Source organism: Exiguobacterium sp. KKT215 (genome assembly GCF_055635335.1).
Genome location: NZ_CM145756.1, coordinates 1,275,678 through 1,301,224 on the forward strand (window position 1 = coordinate 1,275,678; position 25,547 = coordinate 1,301,224).

26 protein-coding genes are annotated in these 25,547 nt (G+C 53.8%); 23 read left to right on the top strand and 3 right to left on the bottom strand.

Annotated elements, in window-relative coordinates; translation table 11 throughout:
- Positions 1-90: 90 nt before the first annotated feature.
- From ACZ2GZ_RS06655 to ACZ2GZ_RS06740, 18 genes are all read left to right on the top strand, one after another.
- Positions 91-807: a response regulator transcription factor gene (locus ACZ2GZ_RS06655; protein WP_214714738.1), complete on the top strand. Its 717-nt coding sequence runs from the start codon at positions 91-93 to the stop codon at positions 805-807.
- Positions 807-2,510, top strand: a complete 1,704-nt coding sequence (locus tag ACZ2GZ_RS06660) for a sensor histidine kinase (RefSeq protein WP_470295588.1) — start codon at positions 807-809, stop codon at positions 2,508-2,510. The genes ACZ2GZ_RS06655 and ACZ2GZ_RS06660 overlap by 1 nt, the downstream gene beginning before the upstream one ends.
- 53 nt (positions 2,511-2,563) lie before the next feature.
- Positions 2,564-3,115 (top strand): cob(I)yrinic acid a,c-diamide adenosyltransferase, encoded by a 552-nt coding sequence (locus tag ACZ2GZ_RS06665; protein ID WP_029595332.1) that lies wholly within the window; start codon positions 2,564-2,566, stop codon positions 3,113-3,115.
- A gap of 8 nt (positions 3,116-3,123) precedes the next feature.
- Positions 3,124-4,362, top strand: a complete 1,239-nt coding sequence (gene yfmF, locus ACZ2GZ_RS06670; protein WP_138859321.1) for an EF-P 5-aminopentanol modification-associated protein YfmF — start codon at positions 3,124-3,126, stop codon at positions 4,360-4,362.
- Positions 4,359-5,618 carry an EF-P 5-aminopentanol modification-associated protein YfmH gene (gene yfmH / locus ACZ2GZ_RS06675; RefSeq protein ID WP_214753192.1) on the top strand — a complete coding sequence of 420 codons (1,260 nt, stop codon included), beginning with the start codon at positions 4,359-4,361 and terminating at the stop codon, positions 5,616-5,618. The genes yfmF and yfmH overlap by 4 nt, the downstream gene beginning before the upstream one ends.
- The gene (gene ymfI / locus ACZ2GZ_RS06680; RefSeq protein WP_214714742.1) at positions 5,615-6,310 is read left to right on the top strand and encodes an elongation factor P 5-aminopentanone reductase; all 696 of its coding nucleotides are present in this window, start codon (positions 5,615-5,617) and stop codon (positions 6,308-6,310) included. Before yfmH ends, ymfI begins: the two co-directional genes overlap by 4 nt.
- Before the next feature lie 97 nt (positions 6,311-6,407).
- On the top strand, positions 6,408-7,184 hold the full coding sequence (locus ACZ2GZ_RS06685) for a YmfK family protein (RefSeq protein WP_034777827.1): 777 nt from the start codon (positions 6,408-6,410) through the stop codon (positions 7,182-7,184).
- Between the two features lie 27 nt (positions 7,185-7,211).
- Positions 7,212-8,084, top strand: coding sequence for a helix-turn-helix domain-containing protein (locus ACZ2GZ_RS06690; protein ID WP_029595335.1), 873 nt, complete (start codon positions 7,212-7,214; stop codon positions 8,082-8,084).
- A 31-nt stretch (positions 8,085-8,115) separates the two neighbouring features.
- Positions 8,116-8,694, top strand: coding sequence for a CDP-diacylglycerol--glycerol-3-phosphate 3-phosphatidyltransferase (pgsA, locus tag ACZ2GZ_RS06695; RefSeq protein ID WP_021067614.1), 579 nt, complete (start codon positions 8,116-8,118; stop codon positions 8,692-8,694).
- 68 nt (positions 8,695-8,762) lie between these two features.
- Positions 8,763-9,989: a competence/damage-inducible protein A gene (locus tag ACZ2GZ_RS06700; RefSeq protein WP_214714744.1), complete on the top strand. Its 1,227-nt coding sequence runs from the start codon at positions 8,763-8,765 to the stop codon at positions 9,987-9,989.
- A gap of 76 nt (positions 9,990-10,065) precedes the next feature.
- On the top strand, positions 10,066-11,115 hold the full coding sequence (gene recA / locus ACZ2GZ_RS06705; RefSeq protein WP_021067612.1) for a recombinase RecA: 1,050 nt from the start codon (positions 10,066-10,068) through the stop codon (positions 11,113-11,115).
- 187 nt (positions 11,116-11,302) lie between these two features.
- Entirely contained in the window at positions 11,303-12,865 is a 1,563-nt protein-coding gene (gene rny, locus ACZ2GZ_RS06710; protein WP_029595337.1) for a ribonuclease Y, read from the top strand.
- Positions 12,866-12,913: 48 nt separating this feature from the next.
- Positions 12,914-13,708 carry a TIGR00282 family metallophosphoesterase gene (locus tag ACZ2GZ_RS06715; protein ID WP_214714746.1) on the top strand — a complete coding sequence of 265 codons (795 nt, stop codon included), beginning with the start codon at positions 12,914-12,916 and terminating at the stop codon, positions 13,706-13,708.
- Between the two features lie 26 nt (positions 13,709-13,734).
- On the top strand, positions 13,735-13,995 hold the full coding sequence (locus tag ACZ2GZ_RS06720; RefSeq protein WP_012726477.1) for a stage V sporulation protein S: 261 nt from the start codon (positions 13,735-13,737) through the stop codon (positions 13,993-13,995).
- A gap of 169 nt (positions 13,996-14,164) precedes the next feature.
- Positions 14,165-15,241, top strand: a complete 1,077-nt coding sequence (gene tdh / locus ACZ2GZ_RS06725) for an L-threonine 3-dehydrogenase (RefSeq protein WP_051627709.1) — start codon at positions 14,165-14,167, stop codon at positions 15,239-15,241.
- Positions 15,242-15,255: 14 nt separating this feature from the next.
- Positions 15,256-16,437 carry a glycine C-acetyltransferase gene (locus tag ACZ2GZ_RS06730; protein WP_029595339.1) on the top strand — a complete coding sequence of 394 codons (1,182 nt, stop codon included), beginning with the start codon at positions 15,256-15,258 and terminating at the stop codon, positions 16,435-16,437.
- Between the two features lie 320 nt (positions 16,438-16,757).
- Entirely contained in the window at positions 16,758-16,931 is a 174-nt protein-coding gene (locus ACZ2GZ_RS06735; protein WP_214714748.1) for a hypothetical protein, read from the top strand.
- Positions 16,925-17,413, top strand: coding sequence for a hypothetical protein (locus ACZ2GZ_RS06740; RefSeq protein WP_470295589.1), 489 nt, complete (start codon positions 16,925-16,927; stop codon positions 17,411-17,413). The genes ACZ2GZ_RS06735 and ACZ2GZ_RS06740 overlap by 7 nt, the downstream gene beginning before the upstream one ends.
- Before the next feature lie 24 nt (positions 17,414-17,437).
- Here ACZ2GZ_RS06740 and ACZ2GZ_RS06745 read toward each other — a convergent pair whose 3' ends face one another.
- Both ACZ2GZ_RS06745 and ACZ2GZ_RS06750 read right to left on the bottom strand, forming a co-directional pair.
- Complete coding sequence (locus ACZ2GZ_RS06745) at positions 17,438-17,986, bottom strand: DUF4256 domain-containing protein (RefSeq protein WP_029595342.1); 549 nt, start codon at positions 17,984-17,986, stop codon at positions 17,438-17,440.
- Positions 17,987-18,103: 117 nt separating this feature from the next.
- A complete protein-coding gene (locus tag ACZ2GZ_RS06750) occupies positions 18,104-19,261 on the bottom strand; it encodes an MFS transporter (RefSeq protein ID WP_214714752.1) in 1,158 nt (385 codons plus the stop codon).
- A 145-nt stretch (positions 19,262-19,406) separates the two neighbouring features.
- Here ACZ2GZ_RS06750 and ACZ2GZ_RS06755 point away from each other — a divergent pair, with 145 nt between their 5' ends.
- Complete coding sequence (locus ACZ2GZ_RS06755) at positions 19,407-19,955, top strand: GNAT family N-acetyltransferase (RefSeq protein ID WP_214714754.1); 549 nt, start codon at positions 19,407-19,409, stop codon at positions 19,953-19,955.
- Between the two features lie 18 nt (positions 19,956-19,973).
- On the opposite strand, the gene ACZ2GZ_RS06760 is transcribed toward ACZ2GZ_RS06755, so the two are convergent.
- Positions 19,974-20,984 carry a site-specific integrase gene (locus tag ACZ2GZ_RS06760; RefSeq protein WP_029595345.1) on the bottom strand — a complete coding sequence of 337 codons (1,011 nt, stop codon included), beginning with the start codon at positions 20,982-20,984 and terminating at the stop codon, positions 19,974-19,976.
- A gap of 102 nt (positions 20,985-21,086) precedes the next feature.
- On the opposite strand from ACZ2GZ_RS06760, the gene hflX reads away from it, so the two are divergent.
- The 4 genes from hflX (at position 21,087) to glnA (ending at position 25,513) form a co-directional block, all read left to right on the top strand.
- Positions 21,087-22,331: a GTPase HflX gene (gene hflX, locus ACZ2GZ_RS06765; protein WP_021067595.1), complete on the top strand. Its 1,245-nt coding sequence runs from the start codon at positions 21,087-21,089 to the stop codon at positions 22,329-22,331.
- A 7-nt stretch (positions 22,332-22,338) separates the two neighbouring features.
- On the top strand, positions 22,339-23,634 hold the full coding sequence (locus tag ACZ2GZ_RS06770) for a methionine gamma-lyase family protein (protein ID WP_058764531.1): 1,296 nt from the start codon (positions 22,339-22,341) through the stop codon (positions 23,632-23,634).
- A gap of 93 nt (positions 23,635-23,727) precedes the next feature.
- The gene (locus ACZ2GZ_RS06775; RefSeq protein WP_029595347.1) at positions 23,728-24,126 is read left to right on the top strand and encodes a MerR family transcriptional regulator; all 399 of its coding nucleotides are present in this window, start codon (positions 23,728-23,730) and stop codon (positions 24,124-24,126) included.
- A gap of 46 nt (positions 24,127-24,172) precedes the next feature.
- On the top strand, positions 24,173-25,513 hold the full coding sequence (glnA, locus tag ACZ2GZ_RS06780; protein ID WP_021067592.1) for a type I glutamate--ammonia ligase: 1,341 nt from the start codon (positions 24,173-24,175) through the stop codon (positions 25,511-25,513).
- The last annotated feature ends 34 nt before the right edge of the window (positions 25,514-25,547 follow it).

Below are 25,547 nucleotides of genomic sequence, written 5' to 3' on the forward strand. Positions count from 1 at the left end.
TAGAGTGGTATAGTTATGAAAGAGAGCGAAATGTTCACAATTGTGCAACATTCGCTACATCTTGTAATGGTTCTTTAGGAGGTTTAGTGGATGGCTAATAAAACTAAAATTTTAGTGGTCGACGACGAGGAAAGAATTCGCCGCCTATTAAAAATGTATTTGGAACGGGAACAATATGTGATCGTCGAAGCGACGAACGGGGAAGAGGCGCTTCAGCTCGCCCTTGAGCACAATTTTGATGTCATCCTGCTTGATTTGATGATGCCGAAAATGGACGGGGTCGAAGTATGTACCGAGCTTCGGAAATCGAAGGCGACACCGGTCATCATGCTGACGGCGAAAGGCGAAGAAGTCGATCGTGTCCAAGGTTTCGAAGTCGGAGCGGACGATTATATCGTCAAACCGTTCAGTCCGCGTGAGGTCGTCTTGCGCGTCAAGGCACTCCTTCGCCGCTCGGGCTCGACGAAATATTTGCGTACGGCCGAAAAATCAAAAGACTTGATCGTCTTCGCGCATTTGACGATCGACAACGATGCGCACCGCGTCACGGTCGACGGAGAAGAAATCGCGCTCACGCCGAAAGAGTATGAGCTCTTGTTCTTCTTGGCCAAACAAGTCGACAAAGTATTTTCACGGGAGCAACTGTTGAAAGAAGTTTGGAACTATGAATTCTTTGGAGACCTTCGAACGGTCGACACACACGTGAAACGACTCCGGGAGAAGTTGAACCGGGTCTCTCCAAAAGCCGCGCAAATGATCACGACGGTATGGGGTGTCGGGTACAAGTTCGAAGTCGTCAGTAAGTGATGATTCGCCGGAATAGCATCGTCACAAAACTATGGTTGACGATTCTCGTATTGGTCAGTCTCATCTTGTTCATCGTCTCTGTGTTGATGCTCGAGTTTTTCAACTCGTTCCATATCGACCAGGAACGCGGCCACTTGGCCAAGCTCGGCGGGCAGGTCCAGTCGGTGTTGCTTCAAGAAGGGGACGCGTCACGGACGGTCGACCAAATCATTGAAGTGTACGGTGCGAACTATATATTAGAGAACGGGACGGTCCGTTCGAACTTTGGAACGGAAGTCGACGGTCTCATGACGGAGCTCGGCCGTCAGGATTGGGAAACGTATCAGGCAGTCGGGGAGACCGCGATTGGAAACTTTTCGTCATTTGACGATCAGGCGGCACTCGCGTATCGGACGACATTCTCACTCGAGACAGGGGAATACACGCTCTATTTGATCGAACCGCTCGACGCGATCTCGAGTGCGAACGAAGGGGCCCGGACGATCATCTTTTGGACGGTCGCGTCGGCCATCATCGTCACGACCGTATTTGCCTTCTTCTTATCGACTCGGATTACGGCACCGCTCCGCGAGATGCGTGACGCGGTCAATAAGACAGGAGAAGGACAATTCGACCTCCGTCTCGTCCAGAAGTCGAACGATGAGATTGGGGAGTTGGCCGGGTCGTTCAATGCGATGAGCAGCCAACTGTCGACATACGTGAATGCGCTCGATCGAGAACGGCTCCAACTCGCCTCGATTTTACGATCGATGGCCGACGGGGTCATCACGCTCGATCGTCATGCGAACGTCATCGTCACGAACCCGCAAGCCCAACCGCTCCTCATCGACGAACAGCCGCATGAAGTCGTCCTGTCTCTCTATGAGGACGTCGTTGCCGGGGCACCGGAGAAGACGATCGAAGTGAAACAAGACGATCATTATTATACGTTGACGGTGACACCGCTTCTCGGCGAGGACGATTTTGAAGGTGCGGTTGTCGTCATCCGTGACACGACCGAGAGCCATCGTCTTGACAAGATGCGAACCGATTTTGTTGCCAACGTCAGCCACGAGCTACGCACACCGCTCGTGACGCTTCAAGGGTATTCCGAGGCGATTATCGACGGCATGACCGAAAGTGATGACGCGACGAAAGAGTTCGCTTCCATCATCTACGATGAATCGCTTCGATTGGCCCGTCTCGTCAACGATTTGCTCGACCTGGCACGAATCGAGTCAGGCAAAGAGACGATGCAGTTCACGACGTTCGACCTCGGTGAATTCCTTCCGCGCGTCATGCGCAAATTCAACCAAATGGCGAACGAAAAAGGCATTACGCTGTTAACGGAGGCCCCGCGTCATGCCATCGAGGCGGACGGGGACCGATTGGAACAAGTGTTCACGAACTTGATCGGCAATGCCATCGCCCATACCGAGTCGGGATCAATCCGGCTCGAGGCGAGTGAAGAGGAGGCCGGCTTCGTGATCCGTTTGTCGGATACGGGCAGCGGTATCCCGAAAGAAGATTTGCCGTTCGTGTTCGAACGGTTCTACAAAGCGGATAAAGCGCGGACGAGCGGCGGCAAGACGGGTACCGGCATCGGTCTCGCCATCGTCAAAAACGTCATCGATGCCCATCAAGGCACGGTCGACGTCTCGAGCACGCACGGGGAAGGAACAACGTTCACGATTCATCTTCCGTACACACAACCGCACGCATAACGACAATGGTGACTCCTATGGGTCACCATTTGTGGCATCAAGGAGGAAATGACATGAAACTGTACACACGAGGCGGGGACAAAGGGGAAACATCACTCATCGGCGGACGTGTCTTAAAGATTCATCCGCACATCCAGGCGATGGGGCTGTTAGATGAATTGAACAGTCAGATCGGTCTCGCGCTCGTCCATCAGACAGACGAGACGCTCCGGTCCCAGCTGACGAAGATTCAACATGATCTATTCGATCTCGGTTCCGAGCTCATGTATACTGAGACGCCGCCACAACAAGTCGATTTGACAATCGTCACCGAGCTCGAGACGTGGATTGACGAACTTGAACCGAAATGTCCGGAGCTCGTCCGCTTCATCTTGCCGGGTGGCAGTGTCGGTGCGGCGAGCCTGCACGTCTCACGTACCGTCTGTCGCCGTGTCGAGCGAGAGCTCGTCAACGTCGACGCCGCCGCTCGTCAGCTCCCGTACTATAACCGGCTGAGCGACTATTTGTTCACCGCGGCCCGTTACGCCAATGTCGTGGCCGGAGTTCCCGATCAAGAATACGCCCGCGGTGCGGACGTGTTCAAAACGAAAAAGAAAAAGGAGTAGATCAACTTATGAAAGGAATCGAACAATTCCAACAACGACTGCATTATTCGGTCTACCCGACCCAAAAATTTAAAACGACGACATGCCTCGTCTCATTTGCGGCCCCACTGTCGGCTGAGACGATTGCCGACCGGGCTTTACTGCCGTATGTGATGGAGAAAGCGACCGAAGCCTATCCGTCGATCGAACTGTTTCATACGCCGCTCGAACAATTATATGACGCGAGCCTTTACGCCGGAGCGTCGAAAGTCGGCAAAGAACATGTCATCCAGTTCCAACTCGAAGTCGTGAGCGATGCGCTCGTCGGCGAACCGGTGCTCAGTGAGGCGATCAAGCTGCTCGAAGAAGTACTCCTTCGTCCGAACGCCTATGACGGGGCGTTCCAACCGCTCATCGTCGAACAGGAGGCCCGTCTCCAGCGTCAGCGCATCGAATCGGTATACGATGACAAGATGCGCTTCGCCCAGCAACGTCTTCAAGAACTGCTCGGCGGCGAACTCGCCATCCAGTCGCTCGGTACACTCGAACAGTTGGAGCACGTGACGCCTAAGACGCTCTTTGATGCCTATACCTCGATGATCCGTCACGATCGTGTCGACGTCTACGTCGTCGGCGACGTGAGTCGTGAGCAAGTGACTGCCGCGTTCGCGCCGCTCGAAGGGCTCGGGGAACGACTCGTCCGTGAGTATCCACAGCCGGTCGACCGTGAGTTTCAGCGTCTCGAGGAACATCAAACGATCAATCAGAGCAAATTGCACCTCGCCTATCAAGTCGACGTCGACCCGCGCAGTGAAGACGCTGTCCGGATGCAAGTCGTCAACGGCCTGTTCGGCGGCTTCCCGCACTCGAAACTGTTCATGAACGTCCGGGAGAAAGAGAGTTTGGCCTACTATGCCGCCTCGCAGTACAGCTCACTCAGCCGGATGTTATTCGTCTATGCCGGGATCGATGCCTCGAACCAGGCGAAGACCGAGGCGATCATCGCCGACCAACTCGCCGACCTCCAGGCCGGGACGTTCGAGGACGAGACACTCGAACAGACGAAAGCGATGCTGTACCATCAACGTCGTCAACTCGGGGATAACCCGCGCCAATTGATCGCTTGGATGAGCGGCTCGGACATCCGTCCGTTCTCGCTCGAGGAAGAGATGGCCATCATCGAGCGGACCTCGCGGGATGATGTGGCCGCGCTCGCCAAGGGCCTGGATTTACAGGCTGTCTATTGTTTAAAGGGGGGAACTGTATGAAACTCGATTTTCCAAACGTCGGAGAAACGCTCCATCACACCGTCCTCGAGAACGGATTGACGGTCTATTTATTGAAGAAGACCGGTTATGAGAAGACGTATGCCACGTTCACGACGAAATATGGTTCGATCGACCGTCGCTTTAAAACGGAAGATTGGGTCGACGTGCCGGACGGGATCGCCCATTTCCTTGAGCATAAGATGTTCGAGAAAGAAGACGGCGACGTGTTCCAACAGTTCGGACGCCTCGGCGCGTCGGCGAACGCGTTCACGTCGTTCACCCGGACGGCATACTTGTTCGGTGCGACGTCGAACGTCAGTGAGAACTTGAAGACGTTGATCGACTTTGTCCAAGCGCCGTACTTCACGGAGGCCTCGGTCGAGAAAGAGAAAGGGATCATCGGCCAAGAGATTCAAATGTATCAGGACAATCCGGGCTGGCGCCTCTACTTCGGTTTGATTGAGGCGATGTATGCCGAACATCCGGTCAAAATTGATATCGCCGGAACGATCGAATCGATTAGCGCCATCACGGCCGACGATTTATATCGCTGTCACGAGGCGTTTTACCATCCGAGCAATATGGTGCTGTTCGTCGTCGGCAATATCGACCCTGACGCTGTCCTTGCCGAGATTACCGCCAATCAGGCGGCGAAGACGTTTGATGCGCCGCTATTGACGGCGCGTGAGGTGGTCGAGGAGCCCGAGACGGTCCATATGACGGAACGGGTCATCGAGATGGACGTCTCGGTCCCGAAAGTGATGATCGGCTATAAAGATACGCCACGCCCCGGCAAAGAGGGCATGAAGCAAGAGCTCATCGTCGAGCTCCTCATGCACGCCTTGTTCGACACGACGGCACCGCTCTATGCGGAACTGTACGCCGAAGGATTGATTGATGACGCGTTCTCGTTCGACTATACGTCAGAAGAGACGTTCGCCTTCGCCGTCCTGTCAATGGAGACGCCACACGTCGAGACGTTCGTCGACCGGATCACGTCCGCTCTCGAGCGTCCGCTCGAACTCGGCGGCGAGACACTCGATCGCAAGAAGCGCATGATGAAAGGACAGTTTTTGAAGGCGCTCAACTCACCAGAGTTTATCGCCAACCAGTTCTCACGCTACGCACTCAGCGGCGGCAACATGTTCGACATCCCGGACTTGCTCGATGCGATTACGCTTGACGACCTGTACGCGGCGTACGACCGTCTGTTCCAAGCCGATCATCGGACGGTCTGTGTCGTCAAGAAACCGTGACGACGCTCATCACGGGAGCGAGCGGAGCGATTGGCCGTGCCGTCGCGCTAGCGTTTCGAGACGATGCACTCATTTTGCAGGCGCATTCGCAAACGGAGTCGCTTCGTGCGTTCGTTTCACACGAACAGTTGACGGCAGAAGTCGTCACGTGTGACCTCGACGATGAGGCAGGACTCGAAGCTTGGCTCGAGACGCTCGGACCGGTCGACCGCCTCATCCATGTCGCCGGTAATCATGCCTACGGTCTGCTCGTCGATCAGTCACTCCTCGAGCTCGATCGGCTGTATCGCATCCATGTCCGCTCGATGGTCCGTCTCGTCCAGCACGTCGTCGGGCAGAAACCTTATGACCGCCCGCTCGACATCGTCGTCGTCTCGAGTGTCTGGGGCGAGGTCGGTGCGGCCGGAGAAGTCCTCTATTCAACGGTCAAGGCCGCCCAGCTTGGATTCGTCAAAGCGTTCGCGCGCGAGGCCGGACCGTTTCACGTCCGCATCAACGCGGTCACGCCGGGGTGGATTGACACCCCGATGAATGATACGGTAGAAGAGACGAAACAAGACGTTCGGGATGAGATTCCGCTCGGCCGGTTAGGGGGCCCAGGGGAAGTAGCGGAGACAATCCGCTTCCTCTGCTCTCCGGCAGCCGCATACATGACCGGCACCGTGCTTCGGATCGACGGCGGTTGGGTGTGAAACTTTGTTGGCTCGGTTGAAACGAGTTCTTTTCAATTCTTCTAAAATAATTTAGAATGAACAAGGTAGCGAGCACACATCAGAAAGGGTGGACGAGATGGATCATAAGTTCGAAGAATGGTATCTCGAATATGAACTTTGCCAAAATCGACCCGGTATCCTCGGGGATATCGCCTCACTGATGGGGATGCTTCAAATCTCAATCGTGACGATCAACGGCGTCGATCTACAGCGCCGCGGCATGCTGTTAAAGGCACCGGCGGCCGATCACGTCCATCGTTTGGAACATATTTTGCGCAAGATGGAAGCCATCGTCGTCATCAAGCTCCGGCGCCCGAAACTCCGGGACCGGATCGCAATTCGACACGGACGTTACATCGAGCACGATAACGATGACAAGAAGACGTTTCGTTTCGTGCGTGAGGACCTGGGTGTCCTCGTCGATTTCGTCGCCGAACTGATGAAAGAAGAGCGGCATTTGTTGATCGGCGTGCGCGGCAACCCGCGTGTCGGAAAGACCGAGTCGATTGTTGCGGCGAGCGTCTGTGCGAACAAGCGCTGGCTGTTCCTGTCATCGACGCTCATGAAGCAAACGGTGCGGACCTCGCTGTTCGAAGAAGAACGCGAAGGGGACCACGTCTATATCATCGACGGTGCCGTCTCGACGCGGACGATGGATGAACGCCATCGTCAATTGATTCGAGAAGTCATGCGGTTGCCGTCCGTGAAAGTCATCGAGCATCCGGACCTATACGTGCGCAACACCGATTGCGTGTTCGAAGACTTTGATTACATCATCGAACTGAGGAACTCACAAGATGAGGAGATTATCATTCCTCAAGAGACACATCGTGAGGCAGAATGGTTTGAATAACTACTTGAATGGAAGGTGTGGACCCCTGTGACAGAACTAGGGACTTTTTTGAAACAAAGGCGTGAGGCGAGCGGTTTGACGCTCGACCAAATCCAGCAGACGACGAAGATTCAAAAACGCTATATCATCGCGATCGAGGAAGGTGATTACAAAAATCTCCCTGGCTCGTTCTATGCACGGGCGTTCATTAAAACGTATGCGGAATCGTTAGGACTTGATGTCGATGAACTGTACGAGACGTATGCGAAAGACTTGCCGAAAATCGAGCCGCAACCGACCGTTCAATTATCGCGAAAGCAAACCTATTCGAAAGCGTCCGAGACGTCGAGCCGTGTCTCGCGTTGGGTACCGAAAGTCATGCTCGTGCTCGTCGCGTTCCTGTTGATGACGGCCGTCTATTACGTCGTCCGAAACCTTGATTTCGGCGACCAAAACGCGTCACCGACTGAACAGACGAACTCGGGTGTAACCATTGATCAAAACAAGGACGTGCCGGAAGAAGAGCCGGTCGAAGAAGAACCGCCGGCTGAAGAACCGGTCGAAGAAGAACCGGCAGAAGAGACGGGACCGATTGCGGTCGCGTCGACGAACGGGGCAGACCTCACATATGAGATCGCGACGGCCGATAAACTGACGACGGAGATTCATGTGAAAGAGTCGCCGGCGACATATGTCGGTGTTCGGGACACCTCACTCGAGGGAGCGTTCCTCGCTCCGGAATATCCGAACCAATCGAAACAAAACCCGATTGTCATCGAGGACGCGGAGACGGATACGCTTCGCATCCGAATCGGCTTGATCGGTGGGGTCGAGAAAATTGTTGTCAATGGCCGGGAGCTTGAATTAGCCGACTCGCCGGTCACACAAAATATATTTGTAAAGAGAGTCGACGCAGAATAAGTTGACTCTCCTTCTAGAGGAGGAGTTCTCGATGAACCTACCTAACCGTTTGACGATGTTACGGGTGTTGCTCATCCCCGTGTTCGTCGTCTTACTCGCCGTAGATTTTGATTGGGGAGACATCGCTTTCCTCGGGGCGGACGTACCGCTCCATCAATTCATCGCCGCGGTCATCTTTACGATTGCCGCTATCACTGACTGGCTTGACGGGCATCTCGCCCGGAAGCACAACTTGGTCACCAACTTTGGGAAATTCATGGATCCGCTCGCTGACAAATTACTCGTCACGGCGGCACTTGTCCTGCTCGTCGAGATGGATCTCGTCGCGGCATGGGTCGTCGTCGTCATTCTCTCGCGTGAGTTCGCGGTGACGGGACTTCGTCTCGTGGCGGCCGATGAAGGAATCGTCGTCGCGGCCGGGAAGTCGGGCAAAGCGAAGACATGGGTCCAACTCTTTGCCATCATCTTCCTGCTGTTCGGCAACCCGATTTTCAGCTATGTCGGCATCCCGTTCGGCGAATGGGCCATGTGGCTCGCGCTCGTCTTGACGATTTACTCAGGGGCCGAATATTTCGCACAAAACTATAAGATCATTGTAAAGTCGATGTAACCATCGGCATAGACGAGTTGTTCAGCTTGGCCGAACAGCTCGTTTTTTTATTGGGAGGAGGAATTTGGATGAAACGCACCGAAATCATTGCGGTAGGCTCTGAACTGCTCTTAGGGGAAATCACGAACACGAACGCCCGTTACTTATCAGAACAGCTATCGAAATATGGGTTGTCCGTGCTGTATCATGTAGTCGTCGGAGATAATCAGGAACGTTTGCGAGCGACACTCGAACAAGCGCGATCACGAAGTGAATTCGTCATCGTCACTGGCGGCCTTGGGCCGACGGCGGATGATATCACGAAGACGACACTCGCCGAGGTGCTCGGCCGTCCACTCATCCGTGACGAAGCATCGCTCGAGACGATCCATCGCTTCGTCGCCTCGCGCGGACGCGAGCCGAACGAAGGGGACGCGCGGCAAGCCGACGTCTTAACCGGGGCCGAAGTGCTCACCAACCCGGTCGGTCTCGCGCCCGGGATGTGGATCGAGGACGAACCGACATGGCTGTTGTTACCGGGTGTCCCGTGGGAGATGAAAGCGATCGTCGACGCCACGTTCCCAGAAAAATTCGGCGGGATGACCATCGTCTCTGAATCGTTGCGCTTTTATGAAATCGGTGAGTCGGCGCTCGACGCGGCCGTCGTCGATTTGATGACCGGGTCGAACCCAACGGTCGCCCCATACGCCGAGTCGGGCGAGGCACGACTGCGCATCAGCGCCCGCGCCGATACCGAGACCGTGGCGCGGGAGATGATTGAACGGGTCAAACAGGATATTTTGGCGCGGGTCGGTCACTATTACTTCGGTTCAGACGAGGATACGCTCGCCGCACGGCTGATTCACGAGTTACAAGCGCGCAAGGCGACGCTGTCGATTGCCGAGTCGCTCACGGGCGGTCAAGCCCAAGCGATGCTCACGGCCGTTCCAGGAGCATCCTCGGTGTTCAAGGGCGGGGTCGTCACGTACTCCGACGAGCTAAAAAATAGGTTTTTAGGGGTGTCCCTTGATACAATTGATTCACACTCGGTCGTCTCAAAAGAAGTCGCCTTTGAAATGATCCTCGGTCTGACGCGTCAGACCGGAACGGATTATGGGCTGGCGTTCACCGGCGAGGCCGGTCCGACGTCAAATTCGGGTCAGCCGGTCGGAAAAGTGTTCATCGGCATCCGGTCACCGGACGGGATTGACGTGATCGAACGTGATTACCCGCATCAAGAGCGGCATGTCATTCAAGCCCGGGCTACGAAAGACGGAATGTGGGCGCTCCTGCAACAAATGAAAAAAGGCGAATAAACGTTCGCAAAAAACTTGTGTATCGTCTTCGCTTCGCTTATAATGAAAGTATCAATCAAAGGAGGCTCATTAATCTATGAGTGATCGTAAACAAGCGTTAGAAATGGCATTACGCCAAATTGAGAAACAATTCGGTAAAGGCTCAATCATGCGCCTCGGTGAAAATACAGATCAGCAAGTTTCGGTGACCCCGTCAGGCTCAATCGCCCTCGACATCGCCCTCGGTGCAGGTGGTTATCCACGTGGTCGTGTCATCGAAGTGTACGGACCTGAATCGTCAGGTAAGACGACGGTAGCGCTTCATGCCATCGCTGAAGTTCAAAAGCGCGGCGGACAAGCTGCCTTCGTCGACGCCGAGCACGCGCTCGACCCGAAATACGCACAAAACTTGGGCGTCAACATCGATGAGTTGCTCTTATCACAACCGGATACAGGGGAACAAGCCCTTGAGATCGCGGAAGCCCTCGTCCGCTCTGGTGCGGTCGATATCCTCGTCGTCGACTCGGTTGCGGCACTCGTTCCGAAAGCCGAGATTGAAGGGGAGATGGGAGACTCACACGTCGGTCTTCAAGCCCGCCTCATGAGCCAAGCGCTCCGTAAATTGTCTGGTGCGACGAACAAGTCGAAGACAATCGTCATCTTCATCAACCAAATCCGTGAGAAAATCGGAATCATGTTCGGTAACCCGGAAACGACACCTGGTGGTCGTGCCCTCAAGTTCTATTCGTCGGTCCGTCTCGAAGTCCGTCGTGCTGAAACGCTCAAACAAGGCCAAGACATGGTCGGGAACCGGACGAAAATCAAAGTCGTCAAAAACAAGATCGCGCCACCGTTCAAGACGGCAGAAGTCGATATCATGTACGGCGAAGGAATCTCGCGTGAAGGCGAGCTCATCGACATCGGGGCCGACCTCGATATCGTTCAAAAGAGCGGCGCGTGGTACTCGTACAACGAGGAGCGTCTCGGTCAAGGCCGTGAGAACGCGAAGCAGTATATGAAAGAGAACCCGTCGGTGGCCGCATCGGTCGAAGAACGGATTCGCGACCACTACGGTCTCAACGGTGAAAAGACGGTCACAGTCGAAGCTGACAACGATGACGTCCTCTCACTTTTAGACGAAGAGTAAGTAACGTTTCTCGCCTGACATGGTTCAGGCGAGATTTTTTTAGTATAATTTTTTTGATGAATTGGTAGTTCTATCCTGTCCGTGCATTGCATTCTAACAGGTAAATAAGTACAATAAAGCTATACGCGGGCTCGCTCGCGTTTTCATTCATGAAAAAATAAAATAACCTTGCGAAAGGGAGGTGAACATGATGGAATGGCTATTAGAGCTTATTCTGATCCTCCTTTTGCCGATAGCTTTTGTTGCAGGTTTTTTTGTGCGTAAATCGATCGCCGAAGCGAAGATTCAAGGTGCCGAGACGGAAGCGACCAAGATTGTAGAGCAAGCGCGACAACAATCGGAAGCGATGCAAAAAGAAGCACGGCTTGAAGTAAAAGAAGAGATGATTCAACTTCGCAATGAAACCGAACAAGAATTGCGCGAACGACGTGAAGAGCAGAAAGTGAAAGAAAATCGTTTCGTCCAAAAGGAAGAGCTTCTCGACCGGAAAGCAGACATGCTTGAACGGAAAGAAGACGCGTTGGATGAACGTGAGGCTGCACTCGCGAAACGGAAGCGTGAAGCGGAAACGCTCGAGAGCAAAGTGGAGGAATTATATGAGGAGGCACGCCAAGAACTAGTACGCGTGGCAGCCTTGTCGAAAGAAGAAGCACGGACCATCATCATGGACGAAGCGAAGCAGGAAGCGCTTCACGATGCTGCTCTCCTTCAAAAAGAAATCGAGCAAAAAGCAAAATTAGAAGCTGATAAAAAAGCGAAACACCTCTTGTCTCTCACGATGCAACGTTATGCGGCCGAACACGTCGCCGAGACGACCGTATCAGTCGTCAACTTGCCGAGTGATGAGATGAAAGGGCGGATTATCGGACGTGAAGGACGTAACATCCGCACGCTCGAGACACTCACCGGCATCGACCTCATCATCGATGACACGCCGGAAGCGGTCATCCTGTCTGGATTTGACCCGGTCCGTCGTGAAATCGCCAAGATGACGCTTGAAAAACTCGTTCAAGACGGTCGGATCCATCCGGCCCGCATTGAAGAGATGGTCGAGAAATCACGTCGTGAAGTCGATGAGCGCATCCGTGAATACGGGGAAGAAGCGACATTCTCAGCCGGCATCCACGGCGTCCACCCGGACCTCGTCAAGACGCTCGGTCGAATGCGTTACCGGACGAGTTACGGTCAAAACGTGCTCGCCCATTCGGTCGAAGTAGCCCACCTCGCCGGCATGATGGCCGCCGAGCTCGGGGAAGACGTCACGCTCGCCAAGCGAGCGGGTCTCCTCCACGATATCGGGAAAGCCATCGACCATGAAGTCGAAGGCAGCCACGTCGAGATTGGTGTCGAGCTCGCCACGAAGTACAAAGAGCATCCGGTCGTCATCAACTCGATTGCCTCGCACCATGGGGACGTCGAAGCGACATCGACGATCGCGGTTCTCGTCGCAGCGGCGGACGCCTTGTCAGCGGCGCGTCCAGGAGCCCGTCAAGAGACGCTCGAAAGCTATATCCGACGCCTTGAGCGCCTCGAAGCGATCTGTGAGTCGTTCGAAGGAGTCGAGAAGTCATATGCCATCCAAGCGGGACGTGAAGTCCGGATCATCGTCCGCCCAGACGTCGTCGATGACGTCGTGGCGAACAAGATGGCCCGCGACATCTGTAAACGGATCGAAGATGAGCTTGACTATCCAGGCCAAATCAAAGTGACGGTCATTCGCGAAACGCGTGCCGTCGATTATGCGAAGTAACAAGAGCGGAGACATTCTCCGCTTTTTCTATTGGAGGAGGACAAGACTATGAAAATCTTATTTATCGGCGACGTGGTCGGAAAACCAGGTCGCGACATCTTGAGCGCCCAAATCGGACGCTTAAAAAGCAAATATAGCCCGACGTTCATGCTCGTCAACGGTGAAAACGCAGCCAACGGACGTGGTATCACAAAAAAAATCTATCAACAATTTCTCGAGCTTGGATTTCACGGCGTGACGATGGGGAATCATACTTGGGACAACCGTGACATCTTTGACTGGATTGATGATGCCGACCGCATCGTCCGCCCGGCCAACTATCCTACCGGTACGCCCGGTGTCGGGATGATGGTGTTGAAACAAGGCGGGAAGAAGCTCGCCGTCATCAACGCGATGGGGACGGTGTTCCTGCCGTCGCTCGACTGTCCGTTCCGCTCCGTCGACGCGCTCGTCGAAGAGATTCGCGGCGAGGTCGATGCGATTTTCGTCGACATGCACGCCGAGGCGACAAGTGAGAAGATTGCGATGGGGTATCATCTTGACGGACGCGTCCAAGCCGTCGTCGGCACCCATACGCACGTCCAGACGGCTGACAACCGCATCCTACAAAACGGTACGGCGTACATCACCGACGTCGGGATGACGGGTCCGCTCGACGGGGTGCTCGGCATGGATGCCGAGGTCGTCTTAAGAAAATTCATCACCCAGCTCCCGGTCCGGTTTGAAGTTGCCGAGGGACGGGAACAACTAAATGGAGTTTTAATCACAATCGATGACCAATCGAAACGAGCCACGAAAATCGAACGCATACACCTAGATGATCAGACCGTATGGTTTGATTGAACAACCTACCCGAGGGGGAAACAAGAATGGACGTACTCAAAGTTTCGGCAAAATCGAATCCTAACTCCGTGGCGGGTGCACTCGCTGGCGTACTTCGTGAAAAAGGAACGTGTGAGATTCAAGCAATCGGCGCTGGAGCGCTCAATCAATCCATCAAAGCGGTCGCGATTGCGCGTGGTTTCGTCGCGCCGAGCGGGCTGGATTTGATTTGCATCCCGGCGTTCACCGATATTATGATTGACGGAGAAGAACGAACGGCAATCAAGCTCATCATCGAACCAAGATGAGCTTGCGGTCGGGACATAGGTCCTATTCTTGTAAGAGAAGCCATCGGCGCGGATGGCTTCTCTTTTTTGTCTGGAAAATCGACGTTCTATCTTCTCAGGTTCGTCATTTTATGACAAGATGAAAGAGAACGTGAAGTTCGATTAAGAGATGAAGAGGGGGACGTTTTCAATGGAACAGCTCGTGTCTACGACAGAGAAGGAAGCAACGACACCTGTGATGAAAGCGATTCAAAAACATACGGCCGGATTCGGGGCCCAATTGGTCGAAGTGCCAATCCCGACACCAGGAGCCGGGGAAGTGTTAATCAAAGTGAAAGCGACATCGATTTGCGGGACCGATGTCCACATTTATGAGTGGGACGACTGGGCAAAGAGCCGGGTCAAACCGCCATACGTGTTCGGTCACGAGTTCGCGGGGGAAGTCGTGGCGCTCGGGGAAGGAACGAAACGCATCCAAATCGGACAGACCGTATCGGCCGAGACGCATATCGTCTGTCACCAATGTAAACAGTGTTTGCGCGGGCAGTATCACATCTGTAAGAACACGAAAATCATCGGTGTCGACACGCAAGGCTGTTTCGCTGAATATGTCGTCATGCCCGAAGAGAACTTGTGGGTCAACCCAGAGTCGATGCCGGCCAAGCTCGCCTCGATTCAAGAGCCGCTCGGAAACGCCGTTCACACGGTGCTCGCGAGTGACGTGTCGGCCAAGTCGGTCGCTATCGTCGGCTGCGGCCCGATTGGCCTCATGGCTGTAGGAGTCGCCAAGGCGGCCGGTGCGAGCCGCGTCTATGCGATTGACGTCAACCCGTACCGGTTGAAGCTCGCCGAAGACATGGGGGCGGACGTCGTCATCAATAGCCTCGAGCAAAATCCGCTCGAGCTGATCATGGATCAGACGGACGGGGACGGCATCGATGTCGTCTGTGAGATGAGCGGGCATCCGGTCGCCATCGACCAAGCGTTCAAGATGGTCACGGCTGGCGGGGACGTCAATGTGTTGTCACTCCCAGCCAAGCCGGTCGCAATCGACTTGACGCGTGACGTCGTCTTCAAAGGGGTGCGTGTTCAGGGCATCACTGGACGCAAGATGTATGAGACGTGGGGTCAAGTGTCGACGCTACTCGCGACAGGTCAATTGAACGTAGAACCGATTATCACGCACGTGTTCAAGCTCGAGGAGTTCGAGCAAGGTTTCGAGCTCATGCGGGCCGGGAAGTGTGGAAAGGTCGTCTTAATACCATAACAGGGGGAATCGATATGGCATTTGAACATATTACAGAAGCAGTCAATGAAATGAAACAAGCGGGCACGTTCCGCTCGCTCGTACCGCTCGAGTCGGCGCAAGGAAACGAGGTCACGATCGACGGCAAGTCGCTCGTCCAGCTGTCGTCGAACAACTATCTCGGGCTTGCCAACCATCCGCGCCTGAAACAAGCGGCGATTGAAGCGGTCGAACAGTTCGGGGCCGGCACAGGCTCGGTCCGGACGATCGCCGGGACGTTCGAGATGCACGAGGCGTTCGAACGCGAGCTCGCCGAGTTCAAACATACGGAAGCGGCGCTCGTGTTCCAGTCGGGCTTCGCGACGAATCTCGGCGTCTTGTCGGCGTTGCTCGGTCCGGAAGACGTCGTCATCAGTGACGCGCTCAACCACGCCTCGATTATCGACGGCATCCGGTTGACGAAAGCGGCCCGCCGCATCTATAAGCACGTCGACCTCGCCGATTTAGAGGCGGCGTTGAAAGAGACGCAGGACTACCGGACGCGTCTCGTCGTCACGGACGGCGTCTTCTCGATGGACGGCAACATCGCGCCGCTCCCAGAAATCGTCGAGCTCGCCGAGAAGTATGACGCGGCGGTCATGGTCGACGATGCCCACGCCTCGGGCGTGCTGGGCAAAAACGGCCGCGGTACGGTCAACCACTTCGGGCTCGACGGCCGGGTCGCGCTCCAAGTCGGGACGTTGTCGAAAGCGATTGGTGTCCTCGGCGGCTACGTCGCCTGCTCGAACGACATTCGTGACTTCTTGATTCAAAAAGGACGTCCGTTCTTGTTCTCGACGTCACACCCGCCAGCGGTCGTCGCGGCGAACCGTGAGGCGATCCGTGTCATGAAAGAAGAAGAGGAACTGTTCGATAAGCTTTGGGCGAACACCGAGTTCTTCAAGACGGGTCTTCGTGATCTCGGCTTCGATATCGGCCATGCGACGACGCCGATCACACCGGTCATGCTCGGTGAAGAGACGCTCGCGCACACATTCTCGGATAAGCTGAAAGACCACGGCGTGTTCGCACAGAGCATCGCCTTCCCGACGGTCGAGAAAGGCAAGGCCCGGATTCGGACGATCGTGACGGCGGAACATACCCGTGACGACCTCGAACGTGCGCTCGCTGCCTTCAAGGCGGTCGCCGAAGAATTGAACGTCACACTCCACGCGTAAGATTGAACTGCAGACAAATCGTCTGCAGTTTTTTTATTGGGGCGATGTGGTCGTGAGATAAACAATCATGCCCATTCGTTCATTCATTTGAAATTTTTGGTAGACATATAGGAAGGCAGGCTCTAAAATTTGAACAGGTAACTCATAGTTTTTAGATATTTATTATTTCACATACCGTATTTTCATACATAAAGGTGTTTAAAAGAAAGATGTTAGCGACTGTTCTATTTTTAAGCGTCTGTCTAGGTATCATTTTATCAACCGCCGGCATGTATTTGCTGATCAAGCCGAAACGAATTGTATCAGGGGATAGTACGACTGTGGACAGCATTATTGGTACGCTCGTGCTTCATGTCATCATCGTCTGCATGACGACAAAGCACATAGGAGCACTTCTGTTGCTCCTCGGGATTGGCATGGGGATGGGGATGGGACTATACGTTGAATTGTATGATGAGCTATTACCGCACGTGAATGAAGTGAGAACGTGGTGATGGAGCAAAACACGAATTTAGCGGTCGGAACAATCATGTCCGCCGAAACATTTTCTATCCTGACGATTTCACCCCCATTCATTATCAACGTCATCTTTAGCGTGTTGATTTTAATTGGTGTGTTTTATTTTCGGAGTGAGAGTTGGAAAGGGCTGTTACTTAATATTGCTCTGACGCTGTGGTCACTGCTTTTCATATCGATGTATATAATCGCCTGGTATGTGCGGTTGAAGTACGATATCACGCCGGACTTTGCGGCCTCGTTTGCGCCGGGTCTACTTCCAGGATGGAAAGAAATTATTGCGCAAGGGATGGAAGAACCAGATGTTACTGGGAATGCAGTCACATATAGTGCGTTGATCTTTTTCACTCGAAAATATAACGGATGGTATATGTGGGTGTTTAGAGCATTTGCCATCGTCCCGGTGAGTCTATTTTTCGTCAAGTATGTCCCCATCGTCTTCAATTGGCTCTTCACATAAAAAAAGCAAGGCACGTGGCCCTGCTTAAAGGATGAACATTCCGCGGAATCCTCGGGCCGCATAATACGAATCGGCACCATTATGATAGACGAAGATCTGGTCGTAACGCCGGTCGCAGAATAAGGCGCCGCCTTTTTGACGAATCGATTCCGGGGTGGCAATCCAGCTCGACGTCTTCAAGTCGAACGTGCCGAGCGTCTGCAGATGGCGATACGTTGCTTCGTCGAGTAGCTCGATTCCCATCTTCTCAGCTGATGCGACGGCACTCCCATCCGGTTTGTTTTTTTTTCGTGCCGCTAACGCCGCATCGTCATAGCAGAGGCTGCGTCGGCCACTCGGGCTTTCAGGTGAGCAGTCGCAAAAAGCTAAGGCACCATTCGGAAGTCGAATGACATCTGGCTCACCGCTGGTCCGTTCCATCTCGGCAAGCACGCCGAGTTTCTGGTCGTTTGCTTGAAGACGCGTCAAGACGTCGTGCCAAGTGAAATCAGGATGCCGTTCCGGGTGGTCATTAAATCGAACATGCAGAGTTTGCAATATCTCGTCTTTTTCATGATTTGATAACGTATTCATATTTAGCTTCCTCCCAATCAGCGTTTTCTTTTAGTATACGCGATGCAGAATGAATCTGAAGCAACCGAAATAAGTTTAAAAACAGGCGCCCTCTCAAAGAGAGAAGGCGCCGTCTTATTATGCAGATTGAATCACATCTTCCGTCAAATCGATTTGTCGACCTAGCCAGATGAGCGGGACGGTCAGACCTGCGCCAATCAAATAGACGATGGCGATCGGCAATCCGTCCGCGAGCATTCCAAACGTCAGGCTGCCGATGCTGAAGGCGAGGGTATAAGCCGTCTGTTGGACGCTATAGACGTACGGAAGTTGCGAGGCAGGTGTCGTTTCTTGGAGCACCGTGTTCGTCTGGATGATGCGGAGTTGGGTGGCGTATCCTTGAATTGCGAGCGCAATGAGTGCGAACACGATATGAGACGTCACACCGAACAACAAGGCAGCCCCGACCGACAGTAGGGAGCTGACAGCAAGCGAACTGGTCCGTTGAGCGCGATACAAGTATGCACTGGCCAGAATCATGCTGATCAAGTAGCTCGCGTTCATCGTCCCCCACCAGCCCGTATCGATGTAGAGGTGTCGTTCCAGATAGACGAGCAAAAGCGCCGAAATCCAGAGCGTGCTGACGAAAGACTCGAACGTGACGAATACCGTGATTAATCGAGCATGAGGTACTGTTCGCACGATGGCGAGGCTGTCTCTAAGGGAAATGTCTGATTCACCATCTTCTACCGTCACGTCGCGGTCGAGTGAACGGACGAAGCGAAGCGTGACGAGCGTCGAGAGCATGAATAACATCAACGCGACGGTCAAGGCAATCGCGCTTGAAAACGAAGCGACGACCATCGTACCGAGCGGCCACATCGCCAGCTGGATGAACTGGTTCGACCCTTGGACGAGACTGTTCGCTTGTTGGCGATTCGTCGTCAGCCGGGGGATGAACGACGCTTGGACCGGACGGGCGAACCCATCCAAGAAGGCGATGAGCACGACGAGGCCGAGGACGAGAATCGACTCCGACCAAATGACGGCCCCGAGCAAGGTTGTCTTCAACAGTTGCGTGACGAGCAGCGTCTGACCGAGGGTGAACCGAGATAAGACGCGGGCAAAGAACAGACCGCTCACGGTCATGCCGATCGTGACGGCAATCGGGAAACTGGCCGCAGCCAGGGCGGAACCGGTCTGTTGATATAACAAAGCGATCAAGGCGACGATATAAAGCACATCACCAATATTGGCCAGCCATTGACTGACCAGCAGCAGGTAAAACGACTTCATCATGACTCTCCTCCAGAACTATTCAATTTTGGGTGGATGACATGATGTCGACTTACATACTTTCACCGCTTTCAAATTATTTACAAATAGTTTACGATAAAATGATGAAGAACACAATAATTGGAAAGTAAGAGGGGGAAACGACATGTTACACTATGACATCAATGACCAGCTTCAACTACGAATGTTCACCATCGATGACGCGGAGGCGTTGTTCCAGTTGACGATGGCGTCGAAGCCATACCTTCGCGAGTGGCTCGGTTGGCTCGATTACACCGAGACGGTCGAGGATTCACGACAAAACATCGAAGGGCGAATTAAAGGATTGATGGAGACGGGCGGCTATCCGAAATCGTTCGCGATTGTGTATCAGGGTGAGCTCGCCGGGACAATCGGCTTCAACGATATCGACCGAGGCATCAAGTGCGGCACGGTCGGCTATTGGCTCGGCCAAGATTTTCAAGGGAAGGGCATTATGAGTCAAGCGCTCGAGACGGTCATTGATTACGGGTTCCGTGACTTGAAACTTGATAAAATTGAGATTCGGGTCGCGACCGGAAACGTGAAGAGTCGGGCCTTGCCGGAACGGTTCGGCTTCCTCGAAGAAGGGGTGCTCCGCAATGCGGAGTGGCTCTATGACCGCTACGTCGACCACGTCGTGTACGGGCTGTTGCGAGATGAATGGGCCCATTAACATACAAAACCCCGTCCTTTACAAGGCGGGGTTTTCGTTTGGGATTTGTTCGCCGAAGAGTTCGCTACCGAACTCGGCATACGCCTGCTCATAGCGCCGGAGCGATGACTCTTTATGCATACATGTAACGTTCATCCGTTCAAGTGACGTCATGTCGATCGCATACGTCTTCAAGACGTGGGCGTTCCGGAGCATCGACGGTGTGACCGAACGGCTGAGACCGCTGCGTTCATTCAATTGGCGCATCATCTTCGTAATCATGACGATCGTCAGCTGTTTCGGCTGGTTCTTCGCATACACCCAACGGAACGTCATCCGGGAGAAGTCGAACGAGACGAAGACGGGATCGTCCGAGTACCAACGCGGACGGACCGGCGTCGGGATGTCAGCCAAATAGTTCATAAGGAGTGTCTGGTCCTCTTGACTGAGTTTCAACGTGAACCGGTTGCCGAGCCGGTCATAGACGTCGAATTCATGGCTCGCGAGATGCAGGTCGTTCATCCGAAGACGGATGATATGGTGCACCCGGAGTCCATATTTATAGAACAACGTGACGATTAGCTCGTTCCGATTGACGAGATACGGATGCGCCTGAAGCTGGTTCTCACTCAGCCCGCTTGTCGAACGGATCGTCCGGACGAGCTTGCTGAACTCGGTCGGCAAGGCAATCTGGTCGACGGTGAGCGTATGAGCCGGTTGGGCATAGGCGAGCATCTTTTTCCGGAGCGGATTCAAGAAGACGGTCAGGCTATTGATGACGGTGACGATTCGGGCGACCGTCGCCTGTTGGTATTGCTTCTCTTCGATGAGGAAGTCGTTGACGAACGTCTTCCACGATTCGAGCGGGACGGCGAGCCACGCCTCCGGGGCATCGAGCTCGACGTTATGGTCATGAAAGTATTTGTGCACATCGATCAAGTCGTATCGATAGCGTTTCAGCGTCGACGGTTGACGGCCGCTCGCGCCGAGATGGAACAAGTACGCCTCGATATATTCAGGCAATGGATACTCTTTTCTACGTTTCGTCATGGACGTTCCTCCTTCTCCTCATAGCGTACCACAAACGGACGTTCTCCATTCGCCGTTTCGTGGTAAGATGGAGGATGAGACTTATAGGAATGAGGGATTTTTATGCAACGAGAGAAAGTCATTATCGTCGGATGTCAATTACCGACTGTCGACGATTGGACATATGAACAATCGATGGGGGAACTCGTCGAATTGGTCGATACGGCACGAGGTGAGGTCGTCGCCCGTCTCGATCAGAAACGGCAACAAGTCGACCGCCGCACGTTCATCGGGAAAGGGAAAGTCGAGGAGCTCGCGGTGCTCATCGAACAGTTCGAGCCGGACATCGTCATCTTCAACGCCGAGCTGTCGCCAGCCCAGTCAAAGAACATCCGCATCTCGCTGAACGACCCGGACGAGATGAAACTGATTGACCGGACGCAATTGATTCTAGACATCTTTGCCGGACGGGCCCAATCGAAAGAAGGGAAACTCCAAGTCGAACTCGCCCAAATGAACTACCTGCTCCCGCGTTTAATCGGACAAGGCACGCAACTGTCACGTCTCGGTGGCGGAATCGGGACACGGGGACCGGGTGAAACGAAACTCGAGTCGGACCGCCGGCACATCAAGCGCCGCATCGATGAGATTAAGAAAAATCTCGAAGGCACCGTCGCGCACCGTGACCGTTACCGCGAACGTCGGAAAGAGAACCGTGTGTTCCAAGTCGCGCTCGTCGGATATACGAACGCCGGAAAATCAACGATTTTCAACCGCTTGACGGACGCCGATACGTACGAACAGGACGAATTGTTCGCGACGCTCGATCCGCTCACGCGTGAGCTCGAATTGCCGCGCGGCGGGAAAGTGCTCATCACGGATACGGTCGGATTTATTCGCGACTTGCCGACGAAACTCGTCGCCGCGTTCCGCTCGACGCTCGAGGAAGTGCTCGGGGCTGACCTCGTCTTGCACGTCATCGATTCGTCAAACCCGCACTACATGAACCAAATCGACACGACCAACTCGGTCTTAACGGAACTCGGCGCGAGTGAGTTGCCGCAGCTCGAGGTATACAATAAGAAAGACCGGTTGACCGAAGACTTCGTCGGCGGACCGCTCGTCATCTCGGCGCTCGACTCGAACGATATCGAGACGCTCATCGGCGCGATCGAAGATAAGATTGCGGATGTGTTGACGAAAGTACACGTCATCTTGCCGGTCCGCTCGTTCGAGCATTACCATCCGGCCAAAGATTCGATGTATCGTCTCGAGGAGAAGTTCCTCGATGACGGTTCGGTCGAACTCGTTGGATATATGAGAGAAGACACGCGTCTATATGCGACGCTGAAACAATTTGAGGTGTGAAACAATGATGTGGCAAGAAAAGATTGCGTATTATGATGAATTGGCCCCGTTCGTGACCGAGGCGGAAGCGCGGGTAAAACCATATTTTGAAACGATCGAGGCGACAGCGGAGTTCAACCAATACCGTGTCCTCGAGTCGTTTAAGAAGCATAAAGTGTCGGACTTTCATTTCAATCCGACGACCGGGTACGGCTATGACGATATTGGACGCGACACGCTCGAGTCGATTTATGCTGACGTGTTCGGGGCGGACCTCGCCCTATGCCGCCCGCAAATCATCTCTGGGACGCACGCCATCGGGATCGCCTTGTTCGGTGTGTTGTTGCCAGGGGATGAACTGCTTTATATTACCGGCAAGCCGTACGACACGCTCGAAGAGATTGTCGGGATTCGGGGAGACGGCCGTGGGTCGCTCAAAGAACTTGGTGTCGGCTACGACACGGTCGAGTTGAAAGACGACCAGATCGATGTCGAGACCGTCATCGCACGGATTCGCCCTGAGACGAAGCTCGTTGGCATCCAGCGCTCGAAAGGTTACGCCAACCGACGCAGCATTCCGGTCCAAGAAATCGGGGAGGCAATCGCGAAAATCAAAGCGGCACACCCGCACGTCTTCGTCTTCGTCGACAACTGTTACGGTGAGTTCGTCGAGACGATTGAACCGACCCACGTCGGGGCTGATCTCATGGCCGGCTCACTCATCAAAAACCCGGGTGGCGGCTTGGCGAAGACGGGTGGCTATATCGCCGGGACGAAAGAACTCGTCGAACGCTGCTCGTTCCGCATGACGACACCTGGCATCGGAAGCGAGGCCGGTCCGTCACTCTATTCGCTCCAAGAGATGTATCAAGGGTTTTATATGGCGCCGCACACAGTCGCCCAAGCCTTGAAAGGGGCGCACTTGACGGCGAGCCTGCTCGGATTGCTCGGTTTCGAGACCGATCCGCATTATACGACGCCTCGGACCGATTTGATTCAATCGGTGACGTTCCGCGACCGCGACAAGATGATTGCGTTCTGTCAGAGCATCCAGATGGCGTCGCCGGTCAATGCGCATGCGTTGCCGGTACCGGCCTATATGCCGGGGTATGAGGATGACGTTATCATGGCAGCCGGGACGTTCATTCAAGGCTCGTCGATTGAATTGTCGGCCGACGGTCCGCTCCGCGCGCCTTACACGGCCTACGTTCAAGGCGGATTAACTTACGCCCACGTCAAGGTCGCGCTCATGCTTGCCTTGAGCCAATTGCGGACGAAAGAGCTCGTCACATTTGACCGTGACAATATCTCACAGAAGTTGTAACCGAAATGTCATGTTAACTTTCTTAACATCTATTGACAGGTAAGTTGTCATGTATTATTCTCACAGTGTGAGACAGAAAAGGAGGGGTAAGAGATGGCCGATCAATTTCGTCGCTCCAACCCGTTGTTTCCGATTGGAATCGTTCAAGATTTGACCCAGCTGACAGGTAGGCAGATTCGGTACTATGAAGAACAGGGTCTGATTTCGCCTAGTCGGACGGAATCGAAACGACGGCTCTATTCCTTTAATGATGTCGAACGTCTACTCACGATCAAGGATTTTATCGATCAAGGCTTCAATTTGGCGGCGATTCGTCATATGCTCGATAACAGCGACGCTAAAGACGCGGAATCACTAAAGGCGCCGGTCGATGAAGCACCGAAGATCTCTGAACAAGAGTTACACAAATTATTGAAAACACAGCTTCAAGAAGCTGGCCGTTTCAATAAGACGTCGCTCATTCAAGGTGAGCTGTCACGTTTTTATCGATGACGCCAGTACATTAACCATTACACAATGTGAGAGGGGACATTTCACCATGGCCAGAAAAACGTTCACGAAAGAAGACATCAAACGCATCGCACAAGAAGAGGACGTACGCTTTATTCGTCTTCAATTCACGGATATCCTCGGTACGATTAAAAACGTCGAGGTTCCGATCAGCCAATTGGACAAAGCACTTGATAACAAGATGATGTTCGATGGTTCTTCAATCGAAGGGTTCGTACGCATCGAGGAATCAGACATGAACCTCTATCCAGACCTTGACACATGGGTTGTCTTCCCGTGGACAGACGGCAGCGGTAAAGTCGCTCGCTTGATTTGTGATATTTATACTCCGGACGGAAAACCGTTCAGCGGTGACCCGCGCGGCAATTTGAAGCGTAACCTCGAGCGCATGCAGAAGCTCGGTTTCACAGCATTCAACGTCGGACCAGAGCCTGAGTTCTTCCTCTTCAAGAAAGACTTGAACGGCCAACCGACACTCGAACTTAACGACCAAGGCGGTTACTTCGACTTGGCACCGGTCGACCTCGGCGAGAACTGCCGTAAAGAGATCGTCATCGAGCTCGAAAACATGGGCTTCGAAATCGAAGCATCACACCACGAAGTCGCACCAGGTCAGCACGAGATCGACTTCAAATACGCAGATGCGGTCACGACGGCTGATAACATCCAAACGTTCAAACTCGTCGTCAAGACGATTGCAGCGAAATATGGTCTTCACGCGACGTTCATGCCGAAGCCGCTCTTCGGTGTCAACGGTTCAGGGATGCACGCCAACATGTCGCTCTTCAAAGGTGACACGAACGTCTTCTACGATCCGAACGGCGAAATGGAACTCTCTGACACGGCTCGCGCCTTCACGGCAGGGATTCTCGAGCATGCCCGTGCATTCACGGCTGTTTGTAACCCGACTGTCAACTCGTACAAGCGTCTCGTTCCTGGTTATGAAGCACCTTGCTACGTAGCATGGAGCGCGCGCAACCGTTCACCACTCGTTCGTGTACCAGCGGCCCGTGGTCTCTCGACTCGAATCGAAGTACGTTCGGTCGACCCGGCAGCAAACCCGTACCTCGCTTTGGCCACACTATTGGCTGCAGGTCTCGATGGAATTGAGAAAGACATGACAGCACCGAAGCCAATCGACAGCAACATCTACGTCATGGACAAGCCAGAACGTGTTGCTAACGGGATTGACGATCTTCCGGCTACGCTCTTCGACGCGCTCGAAGTACTCCGTACTGACAAAGTCGTCATGGAATCGCTTGGCGAGCATATCGGTGAGCACTTCCTCGAGTTGAAAGAAATCGAGTGGGATATGTTCCGCACGCAAGTGACGGAGTGGGAACGCGATCAGTACATGACGCTCTACTAAGTAGATGAACTGGGGACGTTAACCCTACCAATCA